The sequence below is a fragment of the Paenarthrobacter sp. NPDC089714 genome, from assembly GCF_044748905.1.
Classification (GTDB): Bacteria; Actinomycetota; Actinomycetes; order Actinomycetales; family Micrococcaceae; genus Arthrobacter.
On sequence record NZ_JBIVGX010000007.1, the window covers coordinates 86,210 to 101,930 of the forward strand.

18 protein-coding genes and 2 tRNA genes are annotated in these 15,721 nt (G+C 62.7%); 11 read left to right on the forward strand and 9 right to left on the reverse strand.

Annotation, left to right across the window (positions count from 1 at the left end):
- Positions 1-6: 6 nt before the first annotated feature.
- A complete protein-coding gene (pknB, locus tag ACIPY3_RS13760; RefSeq protein WP_400334887.1) occupies positions 7-1,938 on the forward strand; it encodes a Stk1 family PASTA domain-containing Ser/Thr kinase in 1,932 nt (643 codons plus the stop codon).
- 93 nt (positions 1,939-2,031) lie between these two features.
- Here the strand turns inward: pknB and ACIPY3_RS13765 are convergent, their stop codons facing one another.
- Genes ACIPY3_RS13765 through ACIPY3_RS13775 form a run of 3 tightly spaced genes read right to left on the reverse strand, consistent with a single transcriptional unit; the run spans position 2,032 to position 3,560 of the window.
- Positions 2,032-2,673 carry an aminodeoxychorismate/anthranilate synthase component II gene (locus ACIPY3_RS13765; protein WP_400334889.1) on the reverse strand — a complete coding sequence of 214 codons (642 nt, stop codon included), beginning with the start codon at positions 2,671-2,673 and terminating at the stop codon, positions 2,032-2,034.
- Entirely contained in the window at positions 2,670-2,840 is a 171-nt protein-coding gene (locus ACIPY3_RS13770; RefSeq protein ID WP_397324240.1) for a hypothetical protein, read from the reverse strand. The genes ACIPY3_RS13765 and ACIPY3_RS13770 overlap by 4 nt, the downstream gene beginning before the upstream one ends.
- A 3-nt stretch (positions 2,841-2,843) precedes the next feature.
- On the reverse strand, positions 2,844-3,560 hold the full coding sequence (locus ACIPY3_RS13775; RefSeq protein ID WP_400335072.1) for a class E sortase: 717 nt from the start codon (positions 3,558-3,560) through the stop codon (positions 2,844-2,846).
- A gap of 259 nt (positions 3,561-3,819) precedes the next feature.
- Between ACIPY3_RS13775 and ACIPY3_RS13780 the strand changes: the two genes are divergently transcribed.
- From ACIPY3_RS13780 to ACIPY3_RS13810, 7 genes are all read left to right on the forward strand, one after another.
- Positions 3,820-4,074, forward strand: a complete 255-nt coding sequence (locus ACIPY3_RS13780; protein WP_387437502.1) for a cell division protein CrgA — start codon at positions 3,820-3,822, stop codon at positions 4,072-4,074.
- A gap of 44 nt (positions 4,075-4,118) precedes the next feature.
- On the forward strand, positions 4,119-4,628 hold the full coding sequence (locus tag ACIPY3_RS13785; protein ID WP_400334891.1) for a methylated-DNA--[protein]-cysteine S-methyltransferase: 510 nt from the start codon (positions 4,119-4,121) through the stop codon (positions 4,626-4,628).
- Positions 4,628-5,176 carry an RNA polymerase sigma factor gene (locus tag ACIPY3_RS13790; protein ID WP_400334893.1) on the forward strand — a complete coding sequence of 183 codons (549 nt, stop codon included), beginning with the start codon at positions 4,628-4,630 and terminating at the stop codon, positions 5,174-5,176. The genes ACIPY3_RS13785 and ACIPY3_RS13790 overlap by 1 nt, the downstream gene beginning before the upstream one ends.
- Positions 5,173-5,799, forward strand: coding sequence for a methylated-DNA--[protein]-cysteine S-methyltransferase (locus ACIPY3_RS13795; protein ID WP_400334895.1), 627 nt, complete (start codon positions 5,173-5,175; stop codon positions 5,797-5,799). The genes ACIPY3_RS13790 and ACIPY3_RS13795 overlap by 4 nt, the downstream gene beginning before the upstream one ends.
- The gene (locus tag ACIPY3_RS13800; protein WP_400334897.1) at positions 5,796-6,512 is read left to right on the forward strand and encodes an alpha-ketoglutarate-dependent dioxygenase AlkB family protein; all 717 of its coding nucleotides are present in this window, start codon (positions 5,796-5,798) and stop codon (positions 6,510-6,512) included. Before ACIPY3_RS13795 ends, ACIPY3_RS13800 begins: the two co-directional genes overlap by 4 nt.
- A gap of 85 nt (positions 6,513-6,597) precedes the next feature.
- The gene (locus tag ACIPY3_RS13805) at positions 6,598-7,200 is read left to right on the forward strand and encodes a DNA-3-methyladenine glycosylase I (RefSeq protein WP_400334899.1); all 603 of its coding nucleotides are present in this window, start codon (positions 6,598-6,600) and stop codon (positions 7,198-7,200) included.
- Positions 7,201-7,912: 712 nt separating this feature from the next.
- Positions 7,913-8,539, forward strand: coding sequence for a GyrI-like domain-containing protein (locus ACIPY3_RS13810; RefSeq protein ID WP_400334901.1), 627 nt, complete (start codon positions 7,913-7,915; stop codon positions 8,537-8,539).
- Between the two features lie 81 nt (positions 8,540-8,620).
- Here ACIPY3_RS13810 and ACIPY3_RS13815 read toward each other — a convergent pair whose 3' ends face one another.
- Positions 8,621-9,475, reverse strand: coding sequence for a rhomboid family intramembrane serine protease (locus ACIPY3_RS13815; RefSeq protein ID WP_400334903.1), 855 nt, complete (start codon positions 9,473-9,475; stop codon positions 8,621-8,623).
- A 9-nt stretch (positions 9,476-9,484) separates the two neighbouring features.
- Entirely contained in the window at positions 9,485-10,027 is a 543-nt protein-coding gene (locus tag ACIPY3_RS13820; RefSeq protein ID WP_397324233.1) for a peptidylprolyl isomerase, read from the reverse strand.
- Between the two features lie 153 nt (positions 10,028-10,180).
- Here ACIPY3_RS13820 and ACIPY3_RS13825 point away from each other — a divergent pair, with 153 nt between their 5' ends.
- On the forward strand, positions 10,181-11,080 hold the full coding sequence (locus tag ACIPY3_RS13825) for a hypothetical protein (protein ID WP_400334906.1): 900 nt from the start codon (positions 10,181-10,183) through the stop codon (positions 11,078-11,080).
- A 124-nt stretch (positions 11,081-11,204) separates the two neighbouring features.
- A complete protein-coding gene (locus ACIPY3_RS13830; protein WP_400334908.1) occupies positions 11,205-12,083 on the forward strand; it encodes a glycosyltransferase in 879 nt (292 codons plus the stop codon).
- A gap of 30 nt (positions 12,084-12,113) precedes the next feature.
- Here the strand turns inward: ACIPY3_RS13830 and ACIPY3_RS13835 are convergent, their stop codons facing one another.
- Positions 12,114-13,022, reverse strand: a complete 909-nt coding sequence (locus tag ACIPY3_RS13835) for a DMT family transporter (RefSeq protein ID WP_400334910.1) — start codon at positions 13,020-13,022, stop codon at positions 12,114-12,116.
- Between the two features lie 103 nt (positions 13,023-13,125).
- Here ACIPY3_RS13835 and ACIPY3_RS13840 point away from each other — a divergent pair, with 103 nt between their 5' ends.
- Positions 13,126-15,123 (forward strand): beta-N-acetylglucosaminidase domain-containing protein, encoded by a 1,998-nt coding sequence (locus tag ACIPY3_RS13840; protein WP_400334912.1) that lies wholly within the window; start codon positions 13,126-13,128, stop codon positions 15,121-15,123.
- 142 nt (positions 15,124-15,265) lie between these two features.
- Here ACIPY3_RS13840 and ACIPY3_RS13845 read toward each other — a convergent pair.
- The 3 genes from ACIPY3_RS13845 to ACIPY3_RS13855 form a co-directional block, all read right to left on the reverse strand.
- Positions 15,266-15,341 (reverse strand) — tRNA-Ala (locus ACIPY3_RS13845).
- A gap of 70 nt (positions 15,342-15,411) precedes the next feature.
- Positions 15,412-15,531, reverse strand: coding sequence for a DLW-39 family protein (locus tag ACIPY3_RS13850; protein ID WP_400334914.1), 120 nt, complete (start codon positions 15,529-15,531; stop codon positions 15,412-15,414).
- A 44-nt stretch (positions 15,532-15,575) separates the two neighbouring features.
- Positions 15,576-15,649: transfer RNA gene (locus tag ACIPY3_RS13855), tRNA-Ile, on the reverse strand.
- Between the last annotated feature and the right edge of the window lie 72 nt (positions 15,650-15,721).

Sequence of the window (15,721 nt, forward strand, 5' to 3'; positions counted from 1 at the left end):
TTCACCATGTCAACGTCACGGCCCGGTCCGGCACACCGAGAGGAAAGCACGCCTGTGTCTGAACAGCGCATCCTCAACGGTCGCTACGAACTCGGTGAGCTGATCGGCCGTGGCGGCATGGCAGATGTATACCGCGGAACGGATACGCTCCTTGGGCGGACCATTGCGGTCAAAGTCCTCCGGGCGGACCTCGCCCGCGATCCACAGTTCCAGGCCCGCTTCAAGCGCGAAGCGCAAGCCGTAGCTGCGCTCAACCACGCCTCCATCGTGGCCATCTTCGACACGGGTGAGTACTCGGTCCCCGGCGGCCCCGGAGAGGACGTACGCGTCCCGTACATCGTCATGGAGTTCGTCTCAGGCCGTACCTTGCGGGACATGATCAAGGCCAAAGAGCTGACGGTCGAGGACTCCATTGGTTATACCCTCGGTGTGCTGTCCGCCCTTGAGTACAGCCACCGGGCCGGAATCGTCCACCGGGACATCAAGCCCGCCAACGTGATGGTCTGCGGAGACAGTGGCGACGTGAAGGTCATGGACTTCGGCATCGCACGCGCCATGGCGGATTCGTCCGCCACCATGACCCAAACGCAGGCCGTGGTGGGAACGGCGCAGTACCTGTCGCCGGAGCAAGCCAGGGGCGAGACCGTCGATGCGCGCAGTGACCTCTACTCGGCGGGTTGCCTGCTTTTCGAGCTCCTGACGGGTCGTCCGCCTTTCGTGGGCGACAGCCCGGTCTCCGTGGCCTACCAGCACGTGCGGGAAACTCCGGACCTTGCCAGCGCCCACAATCCCGAGGTCTCCGAGGCCCTCGATTCTGTCCTGACCAAGGCCCTGCAGAAAAACCGCAGCGACCGCTTCCAGGATGCCGCGGCCTTCCGTCGCGCCCTCAGGGCAGCGAGCAACGGCATCCCGGTACCTGCCGTCGCCGCCAGCGAGGCGCCTACGGATCCCAACGACCTTGTGGATGACGAGGGCCCCGCAACCCAATTGCTGAGCGCCACCGCCGTCGGGTTCCTCGACGTGGACCAGATCAACGAGGACCCCGAGCGGGCCGGTTACAACGAGCCGCAGGCCTACGCCACCCGCGCCCAGGAGGAACCGCTTCCCCTGGGCCTCCCACCGGAACGGGAGCGGACCCCACGGCAGAACTCCCGCCGTCGTGCGTGGGCAGCCACGCTCGCCATCTTCACCATCCTGGTCCTTGCCGGCGCCGGATTCTGGATCTACAGCGTGGTCAACACACCCCCGCCCGCGCCCGCCAAGGTGGCTGTTCCCACCGTCGCGAACATGTCCGAGTCGCAGGCGATCCAGGCCTTGTACGGAGCCAAACTGGTGCCTAAAACCACACGTGTGGCCAGCGATTCGGTGGCCAAGGACATGGCCGTCGGCACTTCGCCAACGGCCGGAACCCTGCTGGAGCAGAACGCCGACGTGATCCTCAATATCTCCAGCGGGCCCAGTTCCGTGACCATCCCCAAGGACATCGCAGGCAGAACCGAACCCGACGCCAGGGACTACCTCCGAAGCCTGGGAATCACCGGCACCATCTCCACCGTCCGGACCAACAGCCCCACAGTAGCTGCAGGCCTGGTGATCACCACGGGCCCTGCGCCCGGAGCACCCATAGCTGCCGGGTCCAACGTGGAATTACAGGTCTCCTCGGGCAAGGTGCTCATGCCGCAACTCATCGGCCTCGCGCAAGCAGAAGCCGAGGCCGTCCTGAAGGAAAACGGCTTGGTGATGGCCGTCGTCGAGCAGGAAAACAGCCAAGTGGAACCCGGCAAGGTGACCGCCCAGAGCGAAGCATTCAACGTCGAAGTGGATCAGGGCAAGACCATCACTGTCACGGTGGCCAAGGCGCCGGCCCCGAGTCCCACTCCCACACCGACGCCCACGGACAAGCCGAAGCCCTCGCCGTCAGCCACCAAGAAGGACTGACGGCCGCGCCCACCAGCCTCCGCGTGCTGCTCCTTCGTCGCTTGGACGCACGCTTCCGGCTGCCGGCCCGCGACAGTCAGTGCTCTCCGGCAGCTAGTGCTGGATCAGCGGGCTCAGCTTGGACGCACGTTCGGCGGCGCCCTGCATGCCCAGCGACTCCAGCCAGTTGCCCAGCATCTGGTAGCCGCCTTCGGTGAGCACGGATTCCGGGTGGAACTGGACACCGCACAGCGGTGCGGTCTTGTGCTGCAGGCCCATGACCACGCCGTTGGTGGTTTCGGCGGTGATCTCCAGGACATCCGGGATGGAATCGCGGACAGCAGCGAGTGAGTGGTAGCGGGTCGCCGTGACCGGGGAGGGGAGTCCCGCGAAGACGCTCTTGCCTTGGTGCTGTACCGGCGACGTCTTGCCGTGCATCAGTTCCGGTGCGTGGGTCACCACGCCACCGTAAGCTTCGGCGAGGGCCTGGTGGCCCAGGCAGACGCCGAACATTGGTTTGCTGTTTTCGCCGCACCACTTGATGAGCTCAATGCACACACCCGCTTCGGCAGGCGTGCCAGGACCAGGCGAGACAAGGACGCCGTCGCGGGCTGCAGCGAGTTCCTTCGCTTCAGCGAGCGTCACGTCGTCGTTGCGGACCACGGTGGTTTCGGCACCGAGTTCCTGCAGGTATCCAACAAGGGTGTAAACGAAGCTGTCGTAGTTGTCTACGACCAGGATTTTTGTTGTGCTCATGGCTGCTGTGCTGCACCAATCGTTGAGTCGGTCAGGGTGGTGAATTGGGAAAACCAGGGGAAAAGGAACTCGACCATAAGTACCAGGGCCGCTCCCACGAGGACCACTGAGGTCAGGATCCGCACCCACAGGGGTCCGGGAAGGTTACGGAAAATCCAGGCGTACATCCGCTATCCCTTTCCTTGGGCTTGGGCGACCAGGGCGGCAATGTCCGACGGCGGTCCGGCTGACGAAGGTTGCCAACTGTCCAGTACTGAGTAGGCGATGATTCGTTCCTGTGACCCGAAACGGGGGTTGCAACTGGTCATGGTCAGGATGCTTTCGCTGGGGGTGGCCCCTTGTTGGGTGGGGACGGGCAACAACACGTCGGTCCGGCTCGGAAGCACGATCTGGTTGTTGCGGAAAACGTAGGTGTAGTAGCCGTCTTTGGTCTGGACGTAGATCTTGTCGCCCGGTACCAGGGTGTGGATGCTGTCCAGGACGGCGCCGTGGGTTTGCCGGTGCCCGGCCACGGCAAAGTTTCCAACCGCTCCGGGCATGCTGGTGCTTCCGTAGTGCCCCAGGCCCAACGTGTCCAGGACGTCGGATCCGGTGCCCTCAATGATGGGGCGCGTGTACGTTGCCCCAAAGCGGGGAACGTACATGATGCCAATGGTTCCACCGTTACCCGGTGCCGTACCCACCACGGGCTTGCCATAGTCTGCCGGTGCGGCGGGCGTGACGGGGCCGGTGAATTCCTGCGCGAAGCTCTTAACGGCCTCGGTCTGCTTCGCGTCGGCCTCTACGTTGGTCCACCAGAGTTCCCATGCCACGAAGAGGAGAAGGACTACGCCGGCGGTGATGAGCAGTTCACCGATGATCTGGCTGATTTTGCGGACTACATCCATGGGCCGGAGCTTCCGGCGCGGGGCTTTGTTCCTCCGGCTTTCGGCAGACGGCACAGCAGCAGCGGCTGAGGTCTGCTGGTGCGCCACGGGCTCTCCTCGTCTGGGGACGCGGGCGGCGCAACCGGCCCTTTGGTTACGGCTAGACTTGACAGCTAGACCAACCCGGAACGCCGCTGGCCGTTGACCGCTGGAATTTTCCTTCCTGCAGGATATCAAGGCAGGCTGCGACGGGTTTATGTGAACCAGCCAAGGAGGATCCGTGCCCGAGTCCAAGCCCCGCAAGCGGCCTGCCCGTCAGGAACAGCAGACTTCCGCTGCGCAGCAGTACAAGCCGAATCCGGTCTGGTACAAGCCGGTGATGTTTGGCCTCATGATCATCGGCCTCATCTGGATCATCACCTTCTACATCACTGAAGGGCAGTTCCCGGTCCGGGATTGGGCCTCATGGAACATCGTGGCCGGCTTCGGCATTGCGATCGTCGGCTTCCTCATGACTACCCGCTGGCGTTCCTAGAAACTCCAACCTCACATTTCCGTGCCAGTGAACGTCTACAGAGTATGAACAGCAGGCACACCACCATGGATTCCCCGTTGGGGCAGTTGACGCTGACTGCCCGCGGGGAATTTTTGACGGGCATCTTTTATGAGGGCCACTGGCATTTGCCGCCAACCGAGTACTTCGGAGACGCGGTGGATCCGGAGGATACCGTGTTCTCGCAGGCCGAGTCAGAGCTCCGTGAGTACCTGGACGGCACCCGGACCCACTTCGGCGTAGCTTTCAAGACCAGTGGGAATCCCTTCCAGGAGCGGGTCTGGGAGCGGCTGCAAAGTATTCCGTTCGGGGAAACAGTCACGTACGGCGAGTTGGCCGCCGAGTTGGGCGATCCCCATCTGGCCCAGGCCGTCGGATCTGCCGTGGGCCGCAACCCGATCAGCATCATCATTCCCTGCCACCGCGTGGTTGGTCACAAGGGCCAGCTCACGGGCTACGCCGGAGGGTTGGCCAACAAGCGATTCCTGCTGGAACTGGAGGAACCCGCGTCCATCAGAGAGAGCAAACTCTTCTGATGGGTCCCACTGCGGCTGTACCCATCAAGAGACCCTTCGAGGCGGTGGTCCAGGACCACGGCGCCACGGTCCTTCGGGTGTGCCGCGCGGTACTTGGAATCCACGAGGCCGACGATGCTTGGTCCGAAACCTTCCTCGCAGCCCTTAAGGCGTACGGCGACCTTCCGGCGGACGCCAACGTCGAAGCCTGGCTCGTGACCATCGCACACCGGAAATGCCTTGACCTGCTGCGCGCCACGGGCCGGCGCGCGGTCCCTGTGGACGCACCCCCGGAGGAGCCGTCCCGGATCGGTATCCCTGGTGATGGGCACGCGGATGTCCTCGAGGCCGTGGGCCAGCTGCCACCAAAGCAGCGCCAGGCCGTGGCCTACCACTACCTGGCAGGGCTTCCCTACAAAGACATTGCAGAGCTGCACGGCGGCACTCCCGAGGCCGCGCGTCGGGCTGCAGCGGACGGCGTCAGGGCACTCCGGACGGCCCTCGCCGGCCAATCCATGAACTCCCACCCCACCCTGGTATCGGCAACACCGAAAGGAGCCTCCCGATGACCCCCGAATCCTCCGCGGACCACGGCGACGTCGCCACCCTCCTGAAGCCCTTGGATTCCGGACTTGAAACGGCGCTGGCCAGTCTTCATGCCCGCCTGATCCGTGACGCCCTGGAGGACAATTCGCTGGAGATCGCCTACACGGTAGTCGACTCTCCGGTTGGCAAACTCCTGCTTGCCGCCACCGCGCAGGGGATGCTGCGTGTGGCCTTTGAATTGGAAGACCACCAAGCAGTCCTCCAACTCCTCTCGGACAACGTGAGCCCCGCCATCCTGAAGGCTCCGTCCCGCTTGGACGAGGCCGCCAGGCAGCTGGACGAATACTTTGGCGGCACACGTCACAGCTTTGACCTTCCCCTCGATTTCCGGCTGGCACGCGGGTTCAGGCTGGATGTCCTCCACCACCTTCCCCGGATCGCCTACGGCAGCACAGAGAGTTACGCCCACGTGGCCCAGGCCGCGGGCAGTCCCAAGGCCGTCAGGGCAGTCGGCACCGCTTGTGCCACCAACCCCTTGCCGGTGATCGTTCCCTGCCACAGGGTAGTCCGCTCTGATGGCTCGTACGGCGGGTACCTTGGCGGCACCGACGCCAAACGCACCCTGTTGGCCCTGGAGGCGGCATGAGCGATGACGCGCTGTTTCCGGTGGAGCTTGTCCAGCCGGACACGCACGACGCCGGTCCCCGCCTGATTGCCCCGGGCGCAGTCCACGTGCCGGGTTGGCTCACCCTGGAGCAGCAGCGATGGATCGTGGACCGCTTCGGAGAATGGACCCGTGGCCCGGTTCCACTGCGTGCTGCCACGCTGCCCGGTGGCCACCAAATGTCCGTCCGGACCGTATGCCTCGGCTGGCACTGGCAGCCGTACCGCTACACACGGGAGGCTACGGATGTGAACGGCCGTCCCGTTCTGGACTTCCCGGACTGGATGGTGCGCCTCGGCAGGAAGGCTGTCGCGGCCGCCTACGCCCCGGAACTGGCCAAGGACTCATCATTGGCTGACCTGGCCGTGGACTACACCCCGGACGCAGCCTTGGTGAACTTCTACAACAATGCTGCAGCCATGGGCCTGCACCAGGACAAGGATGAGCACTCTAACGCGCCGGTGGTTTCGCTGAGTATTGGCGATTCCTGCGTCTTCCGCTTCGGAAACACAGAGACCCGCACCAAGCCGTACACGGACGTCCACTTGCGCTCCGGAGACCTCTTCGTCTTCGGCGGTGCTTCGCGGTTCGCCTACCACGGCATCCCCAAGGTGCATCCCGGAACGGCACCCGCGGACTGCGGGCTCTCCGAGGGGCGGATCAATATCACCATGCGCGTCACAGGATTGTCGTAGCCAGCAGGCAGAATAATCCACAGAACACCCACCCGTGGCAGGCCGCACCCTGGCTGCTGCGGAGGATGCCACAGAGGAGCACCGTATGACCCCGGGAGAGAACGGCACCATCATTGGCGAGGACGGCCTTGCGCGGCCTGTATGGGCCGCATCAGATCCGTTGATGCAGTCATACTACGACCATGAATGGGGCATGCCGGTCCGGGACGAGCAGGGGATGTACGAGCGCATCAGCCTCGAGGGCTTCCAGGCGGGCCTGTCCTGGGCCACCATTCTCCGGAAACGCGAGGCCTTCCGGAAAGCCTTCATGGACTTCCACCCAGAGAGTGTTGCGGCTTTCACTGAGGAGGACGTCGAAAGACTGATGCTGGACGCCGGGATCGTCCGCAACAGGCTCAAGATCCGCGCTGCCATCACCAACGCCAAAGCCACCATTGCCTTGCGTCAAGAGGGTGGGCTGGTTGACTTCGTGTGGTCCTTCAAGCCCGAGTCCACGCCGGCACCCAGAACCTTGGCAGACATTGCCACCACGTCGCCGGAGTCCCTCGCCCTTTCCAAGGCCCTCCGCAAGAAGGGTTTCGCCTTCGTCGGTCCCACCACCATGTACGCGCTCATGGAAGCCATCGGGATCATCGACACCCATTTAGTGGACAGCCACCGGCGCGGGTCCTCGGGCGTCTGGGGTTAACCGCCGGGGTTAACCGCCGCGGTTGGCCACCCGGTCTGTCCACAGAAGTGGGTAAAGTTATCCACAATCGGGGATAACTTATGTGGACATCCACGCATTTGTTGCCCTCTTCGCCGCCATTGCGGCAATGACGGGCCTCCAACGGTTCTGAACAGGGTTATACCCACTGTGCATCACCCTGTGGATAGTGTCCGCTTCTTCATGGAAAGTTCACCTCCGGAGCGTTGCGTCTTTCACTCTGGGCAAGCCTGTCCGGCTTCCGTCGGCAGGCCCCGGCAGAAGTTGTCCTGGGGGCGACTATCCACTTAACAACAAGCGACTACACACAAGTTATCCACAGATGGGGAAAAGGTGTGGGTTGATGTCAAGAAACCCGCGAATTGGCGGGCTCTCCGGGGCTCATCCACTCCCGAACTACACGGCTGTAAGTTATTAACAGTGTTGATAACCCTGTTGATACACCCTTATTAACAGGGGTATTAACAGGGTTTTCCACAGCTCGAGCCCCAAGCGGCCGTTTGTCCACATAATCACCCTCTACGGGGACAAAGTTATCCACAGATGTGGATGAAAACATGCCAAACGGGGGATATCTACCCGCTGTTCCCCGGATGCAGGCCTCGTTAAGGCTAACTACACAGATGTAAGTTACACACAGTGTGGATAACATCTGTGGATAAGCAACATGCGGAGCTGTGAACGGGGGAGAGGCATGGGCGGCGAGACCAAGATTGACTTCAAACGGGAAATCCACAGCTACAAGGCCCGTGCAGGACAGCTGGAACTGGTGACTGTTCCTCCGCTGCAGTTCCTCATGGTGGATGGGCACGGTGATCCCAATACGGCCCAGTCCTACACGGACGCGCTCTCCACCCTGTATCCCGTGGCCTACACCCTGAAGTTCTTCAGCAAGAAGGAGCTGGGCCGCGACTACGCAGTCATGCCTCTGGAGGGCCTGTGGTGGTCCGAGGACATGGCCAGCTTCACCAGCTCGCGGGACAAATCCAAATGGGACTGGACCATGATGATCATGGCTCCGGACTGGATCACTCCGGAGCACGTGGACGCAGCACGGGAAACTGTGGCGGGCAAGGGCGGTGCCCCCGCACTGGACTCACTCCGCCTGGAAAGCCTCGATGAGGGCTTGGCTGTGCAGACCCTGCACGTGGGCCCATACGACGCTGAGGGGCCGGTACTGGAGGAAATGCACCATGGCTACATCCCGGAGAACTCGCTGCGGATGACCGGCAAACACCACGAGATCTATCTCAGTGATGCCCGAAGGACTGCTCCGGAGAAACTCAAGACCATCCTCCGGCAACCCGTAGCCCGCGACTGACCCTCCCAACTAAGTCGCAGTTGTGCGCGTTTTGGACGTTCAAAACGCGCTCTACTGCGACCTACTTGGGTGGAACGGCAGCTAGCCGGCAGAAACGCGGAACCAGGTAACGATCGCCAGAAGGGCTGCAACCAGGACCAGTCCACCCACTTGAAGGAGTGCCTGGTTCTTACCGCGGGGAGCGTAGGCGATGGCCGCTGCAGCCAGGCCGCCAGTAATCAGGCCACCCAGGTGGGCTTGCCAGGCGATGCCCGGGATGAAGAAACCGATGGCACCGTTGATGGCTATCAGGACCCACAGCTGGCGGGTTTCGCCGCCCCGATGGCGCTGGACCACCAGCATGGCCCCGAAGAGACCGAAGATCGCACCGGAGGCACCCACAACACCGATGGCAGGTTCATCGGGCGTCAGGAGCAGGAACCCCACAGAACCACCCACGGCGGACAACACGTACACTGCCAAATACCGGACACGCCCGAGCAAGGGCTCAAGGGCTTGGCCGAAAATCCACAGGGTGTACATGTTCAAAACGATGTGGAGCAGGAAGCTCTGCGAGTGAAGGAACGCCGCCGTCAACATCCGCCACGGCTCCTGCTCCGCCAGGACGTTGGCGAACGCAAACTCTCTGTAGACGGCGTTTCCGGGGACAATCCACTGCAAAATGAACACCAGGACGCACAACGCAATGATCGTGTACGTCACCAAAGGCCGGCCCACGGCCAAGGCCCCGCCATACGCAGAGCGGTAGGCCGGCGTCGTGCGTTTTTGCTCGTTGACGCAGTCAACGCATTGGAACCCGACGGCGGCCGCCCGCTGGCACTCCGGGCACGCAGGGCGCCCGCAGCGCTGGCACCTGACGTAGGAGGGCCTGTCCGGGTGCCGGGGGCACACCGGAATATCAGCGGACGGCTCGGCCGACGGGACTCCGTAGCTCATGGGTTCTGGCTAGAGCTGTTCGATGTCGATGCTGTTGATGACAACGTCTTCAACAGGACGGTCGCCCATACCGGTGCGGACGCCCTCGATTGCGTCAACAACCTTGCGGGATTCCTCGTCCGTGACCTCGCCGAAGATGCTGTGCTTGCCGAACAGCCAGTCGGTGTTGACCGTGGTGATGAAGAACTGGGAACCGTTGGTGCCCTTGCCCATCTGGATGCCGGCGTTGGCCATGGCCAGCTTGTACGGAGCGTTGAAGGTCAGCTCGGGGTGGATTTCGTCATCGAAGTTGTAACCGGGTCCGCCGACGCCGCGGCCCAGGGGATCGCCGCCCTGGATCATGAAGTCCTTGATGATCCGGTGGAAGATGGTGCCGTTGTAGAGCGGGGTGCCGGTCTTGTCTTCGCCGGTCTCCGGGTGGGTCCAGGACTTTTCGCCAGTGGCCAGGCCAACAAAGTTGGCGACCGTCTTGGGGGCGTGGTTACCGAAAAGGTCAACCTTGATGTCGCCCAGGCTCGTGTGGATTGTTGCTTTTGCGGTTGCAATGGTCATGCGCCCATTGTTTCATGCAGGGTCAACGCCGTGGCGGCCCTAAAGCCGGTTCCGCGCTCGGTGAAATCCGGCAGGAATCTTACGGATGAATGGCCCGTCTTCCTTGGGACACGTAGGCTAGCAACAAACCAGCATGTGTATCGGGAGGTAGTTGTGAAGAAATCAGACCGTATTGCCCGCGACATTGAGCACTCTGTTGCATCCGGTGTTGACAACGCCCGCGACTGGGCGGCACCACGTGTTGAAGCAGCCGTCAACTGGGCTGTTCCGCGTATCCAGCACGGTATTGACAGCGCATCTCCCAAGATCCAGGAAGGCCTGAAGTCGGCCGCCCATAACCTTGCGGACGGCGTCGAGAAGGTCACCCCGAAGATCCAGGACGGCCTTGCCCAGTTGGCGCCGAAGATCCACGACGCCGTCGAGGACGCAGCACCCAAGATCCAGGAGACCCTCAACAAGGCCACACCGGCTTTGGGCGTTGCCCGGGACAAAGTGGTTGATGAGTACCTGCCTAAGCTCTCCGAGCAGTTGGGCCACGCCTCGGTAGCCGTGCACCACGCCCTGGAGAACGCTCCGGCACAGGTGGACGCCGTGGCACAGAAGCTGGTGGACTCGGGCGTCGTCCACAGTGTCCAGGAACAGGCACAGGCCACCGGCAAGCACATCAAGGCTGTTGCCGATGAGACCACCAAGGCTGTGTCCAAGCAGCTGGGCAAGCAGCAGAAGCCCAAGAAGCGCGGCTGGCTGGTAGTCACCGTGATCGCGGCCGCCGTTGCAGCCGGTGTAGCTGCCTGGAAGGCTGCCAAGCCGGTTGAGGACCCGTGGAAGACACCATCACCGGTGACTCCCACCCCCGCGCCCGTTCCGGCTGACGCTGCGGCCTCGGCCACGGCCAGCGCCAAGGAAGCAACCGCCGCAGTGGAAGAAACCGCCAAGGACGTCGCAGAAAAGGCCGAGGACACCACCGCCAAGGTTGCCACCGACGCCAAGACGGCCGTCAAGAACATCGCTGCCAGCATCCACAAGGATGAGGAAAAGGGCTCCGGAGCCTAGGCGCCACGGCTCACACAGCTGAAGAACACTGAAGGGATCCCGTCACCGGGGTCCCTTCAGTGTTAGTCAGCTTGTAACCCGGGCGTCCGCCGGTGGCGGAGGCCCGGGTGTTAGATTTGAAGGGATGTCAGCTGATAGACCCGTGGTGGGTGAACTCAAGGACGTCCCGGAGCCTCCGGGCGTTTCAATTGTCATCCCGGCGTATAACGAGGAAAGCGTCATTCGCCAGTGCCTCATCGCTGCCATCTACCAGTCTGTTCCCGCCGAGGAAATCATCGTGGTGGACAACCTGTCCACGGACCGCACCGCCAGGATCGTGCGGCAGATGCAGCAGGAATACCCCGAAAGCCCCATCATCCTGCTTCGACAGGCTGACAGCCAGGGCCTCATCCCTACGCGCAACTACGGCCTCAACCATGCCAAAGGCGAGATTGTGGGCCGCATTGATGCCGACTCGGTCCTTGAACCGGACTGGGTTGAGCAGGTCCAAAAAGCCTTCGCCGACCCCACCGTCCAGGCAGCTACCGGACCCGTGGTCTATTACGACATGCCAATGCGCCGCTTCGGGCTGAAGGCCGACGACAAAATGCGCCAGCTGATGCTCCGGCTGGCCAAGCACCAGTACCACTTCCTTTTCGGCTCCAACATGGCACTCCGGCGCTCGGCGTGGGAAACCATCCGCGACGAAGCATGCCTCGATGAAAAGGATGAGATGCACGAGGACATTGATTTGTCCCTGCACCTGGCAGAACACGATCTCCATATCCAGTATTGGCCGCAGATGGTCTCCGGAATGTCCGCGCGGAGGCTTGAGGATTCCCCGCGGGATTACCGGTACTACGTCACGCGGTTCGACCGGACGTACAAGGCCCACAACGTCAAGAAGATGGCCTTGAAGGCGCCCATGGTGGTGTTCTTCTCGGTGTACTTCCCCGCGAAACTGCTGCGCGCCATCCACGCGGCCAACGCTGCCCAGGGCGGCGTCCGGCGCGGGGGCATGTAACCCCCGCTTAAACGCACGACGGCGGCTGCTTCAGTCCGCGCCCAGCTCGGCTTCGCGCCGGTCTTCTTCGATCCGGCCGCGCCGCTGCCCGATTACCACCACGGCCAGGCCAACCAGGATCAATGCCAGCCCGGCGTAGGTGCCACCGGGAAGAGTCTCGTTCAGGAAAACGGCGGCGAGGATGGCCGCCCCGGGGATCTCCAGCAGGATAATCATGGACACCACCAGCGGACTCATGGTGGCCAGCAGATGGTTGAACGCCGTGTGCCCCACCAATTGCGCACACACGGTGATGGCGATAATCCCAAGCCAGCCTCCGGCGTCGAACCCTGAGAGCGGCTGGCCGGCCACCAAGGCCATGACGGCAACCAGCGCGGCACACATTCCGTAGCAAAGGGCCGTATAGGTTCCGGTGCCCATCGTCTGGCGGGCCTTGCCTCCAGCGAGGGTGTAGAGGCCGGCCAAGGCGCCACCGGCCAGAGCCAGGACATCGCCCAGGAGCGCTTCGGGGGAGGACCCCATGTCGAAACCCGTAATGGCAACCACACCACCGAACGCGGTCCCCAAGCCAACCAGCACCGGCCAGCGGTGTCTGGTTCCCCGAAACAACTGGAAGACGGCAATCCACGCTGATTGCAGGCAAACCAGCGCCGTGGCCGCGGCAACCGACGTCAGCTGGAGGGCTGTGATGAAGCAGGCGAAATGGAAGGCCAGGGCAACAGCCGCAAACGCCGACCACCCGAATTCGCGCCGGGTGACCCGGCCGATTTGCCTTGGGGTGCGGATAGCTACGGGGGCGGCCATTACCACGGCGCCAATCGCGTTCCTCCAAAAGGCAATCGCCAGGGCAGTCACCGAGGTGGCACCCAGTGTGCCGGCGATCAGTGGTCCGGAGGAGGCGACGCCCAAAACACCCAGGGCGGAAATGAGGAGGTTCACGCATCAACCTTAGTGGGGCAGGAAAACCGGAACCGCACTATCTGCGGCGTGATCAGTGTGATTGTCTTGACACATCGTTTCAGAAACCCAGGGAGATACCTGATTGAACGCAGCATCCGCCCATCCCGGAGCCAAGCGGAGGCGCCGGGCCTTAATGCTGTCCGCTGCTGCGATCGTGGTAGCCGCACTCGTCGCGGGCTGGTTTATTGCGTCCAAGGACCGTCAGCCCACCCTTGGCGGCCACCCAGCAAGCCTTCCGGGCATCTATCCGGTGCCACAACGCGCAAGCGCCTCGTCCGGTCCTTCGGTGCCGCTGAACGGTCGGGTGTACATCGTGGCGCCACCGGGGACGGACCAGCCGTCCCTTGCAGCGGTCCAGGACCTGGTGAAGGCCAGCGGCGGCACCGATGAGGTGGTAACCACAGTGGACGATCCGGCCGATGGTTCCTCCGCTGTCTACCTTGGAACCTCGGAGGGATCTTCCGCAGGAACGGTGCTCAAGGAGCTCGGGCGGGACAACGCGGACTCCAACCAGGAAGCACTCAAGCGGGCCGAAGGCTATGCGATGGCCACGGGAACCTCCGGAGGGATCCCGACGGCGGTCCTCGCCGGCAGCGACGCGGACGGCCTCTTCCACGCCGTCCAGACCCTTCGCCAAGTACTGAAGGACGGTTCAGTACCTCCGATCCGCGTCAGTGACTGGCCGTTGATGGAGACCCGCGGTGTCATCGAAGGCTTCTACGGCACGCCCTGGTCCCATCAGGCCCGTCTGGACATCATCGAGTTCGCTGCCCGCCAGAAGATGAACACCTACATATATTCCCCCAAGGACGATCCCCTCCTGCGGGACAAGTGGCGGACGCTCTACTCGGACCAGGAGCTCACGGAACTGCAGGAGCTCATCGATACCGCCACGGCCAACCACATCCGCTTCACGTACGCGTTGTCGCCAGGGATCGATGTTTGCTATTCGCGGGACGCGGACCTGGAAGACGCCATCACCAAGCTCGAGTCGCTTTACTCCTTGGGTGTGCGGTCCTTCGTCATTCCCTTGGACGACATCGCCACGAAGGTCCAGTGCTCCGAGGACATCAAGGAATTCGGCTCCGGCCAAGCCAACCTCGCGAAAGCCCAGGCGTCCTTCCTGAACGAACTGAACCAGCGTTTCACGACCGGCAAAAAGGGCCTCCAACCATTGGAAACAGTGCCTACGTTCTACTCCGGTTCCGGCAGCACGCCCTACAAGAAGGAACTCGGCCGGGCCCTGGATCCCGGAATCGTGGTGCAGTGGACCGGAGAGGACGTGGTGTCCCACCGCATCACCCGCGACTCTGCCGAAACCGCCCGGCGCAGCTACGGAACGCAAGGAGCGCCGCGGGACCTCGTCATCTGGGACAACTACCCGGTGAACGACTTCTCGCAGGACCACCTCTTCCTGGCGCCACTCATAGGGCGGGACGCGGACCTCTACCAATCGATCCGCGGTGTTGTCACCAACCCCATGATCCAGCCCTACCTGTCCTTGCCCGCGATCTTCAATTACGCCGACTACTCCTGGAATGGCCCGGCCTACAATCCGCAAAAGTCCATGGACGCCGCGCTGGCACAGGTTTCCGGTCCGGATCCGGAGGTGCAGGCCGCCGTGAAGGCGTTCGTGGACCTGAACCAGGACTGGCAGGACGACGAACTCACACCGTCGGCCCCGGCGCTGCGGCGCGATATCGACCAGTTCTGGAGCGATTACGACGCCGGCAGGTCACCTTCCGGAGGATTGCAGGCCCGTGCTGGGCTGCTTGAGCGCTTGCCCGAGCTCCTGCCGAAGATGGCAGCGCCTGGCTTCGCAGACGATGCAACACATTGGGCTGCCGCCGCAGGCGAGTACGGCCGAGGCGTCACGGCGGCCCTGTCCATGCTTGATGCTGCGAAGAAGGGCGATTCGGCGGCGGTTGCCGATGGCCGGAAGAACGTCCAGGCAGCGCTGGCCTCCGCCGGCGCGAAAACCCAACCCACGCTCGATCTGGGAGTTGTTACCCCCGTGCTGGGCGACAGCGAAATGAAGACCTTCCTGGAAAGGGCCCTCAAGACAGTCCCACCCAACTGAGTCGCAGTAGTGCGCGTTTTGAGGGTTCTAAACGCGCACTACTGCGACCCAGTTGGGGGCCGTGGGTTGGGAGGTCCCTTCTCGGAAGGGGCCGGGGCTTAAACAAAAAAGTCCCGGTCATTCCTGACCGGGACTTTCCTTATGGTGGAGGCAAGGGGACTCGAACCCCTAACCCCCTGCTTGCAAAGCAGGTGCGCTACCAATTGCGCCATGCCCCCATAAGAAGCAACCCGTCAATCATACCCCACGTCCTGACTGGTTTTTGCCAGTTCAAGACCGGGATCCGGGCTAGTCCACCTTGTCGGTTGACTTGCTCCAGATATCTTTCCGGGCTTCGGATTCCTGGGCCTTTTTGTAGACCAGGACACCTGCGACCGCCGCTGCAACTACAACCAGCAACTTCTTCACAAGTACCTCGTTCCGGTTCAGTTTCCTGAACCTGTTAGGTTCCGTGGGCGTACCAGGACTTGAACCTGGGACCTCTTCGTTATCAGCGAAGCGCTCTAACCGCCTGAGCTATACGCCCCGATGCCTCATCGGGCCGAGATATGACTGTACAGCACATCCCGGCCCGATCTCAAATCGAGGCATTTTCGGC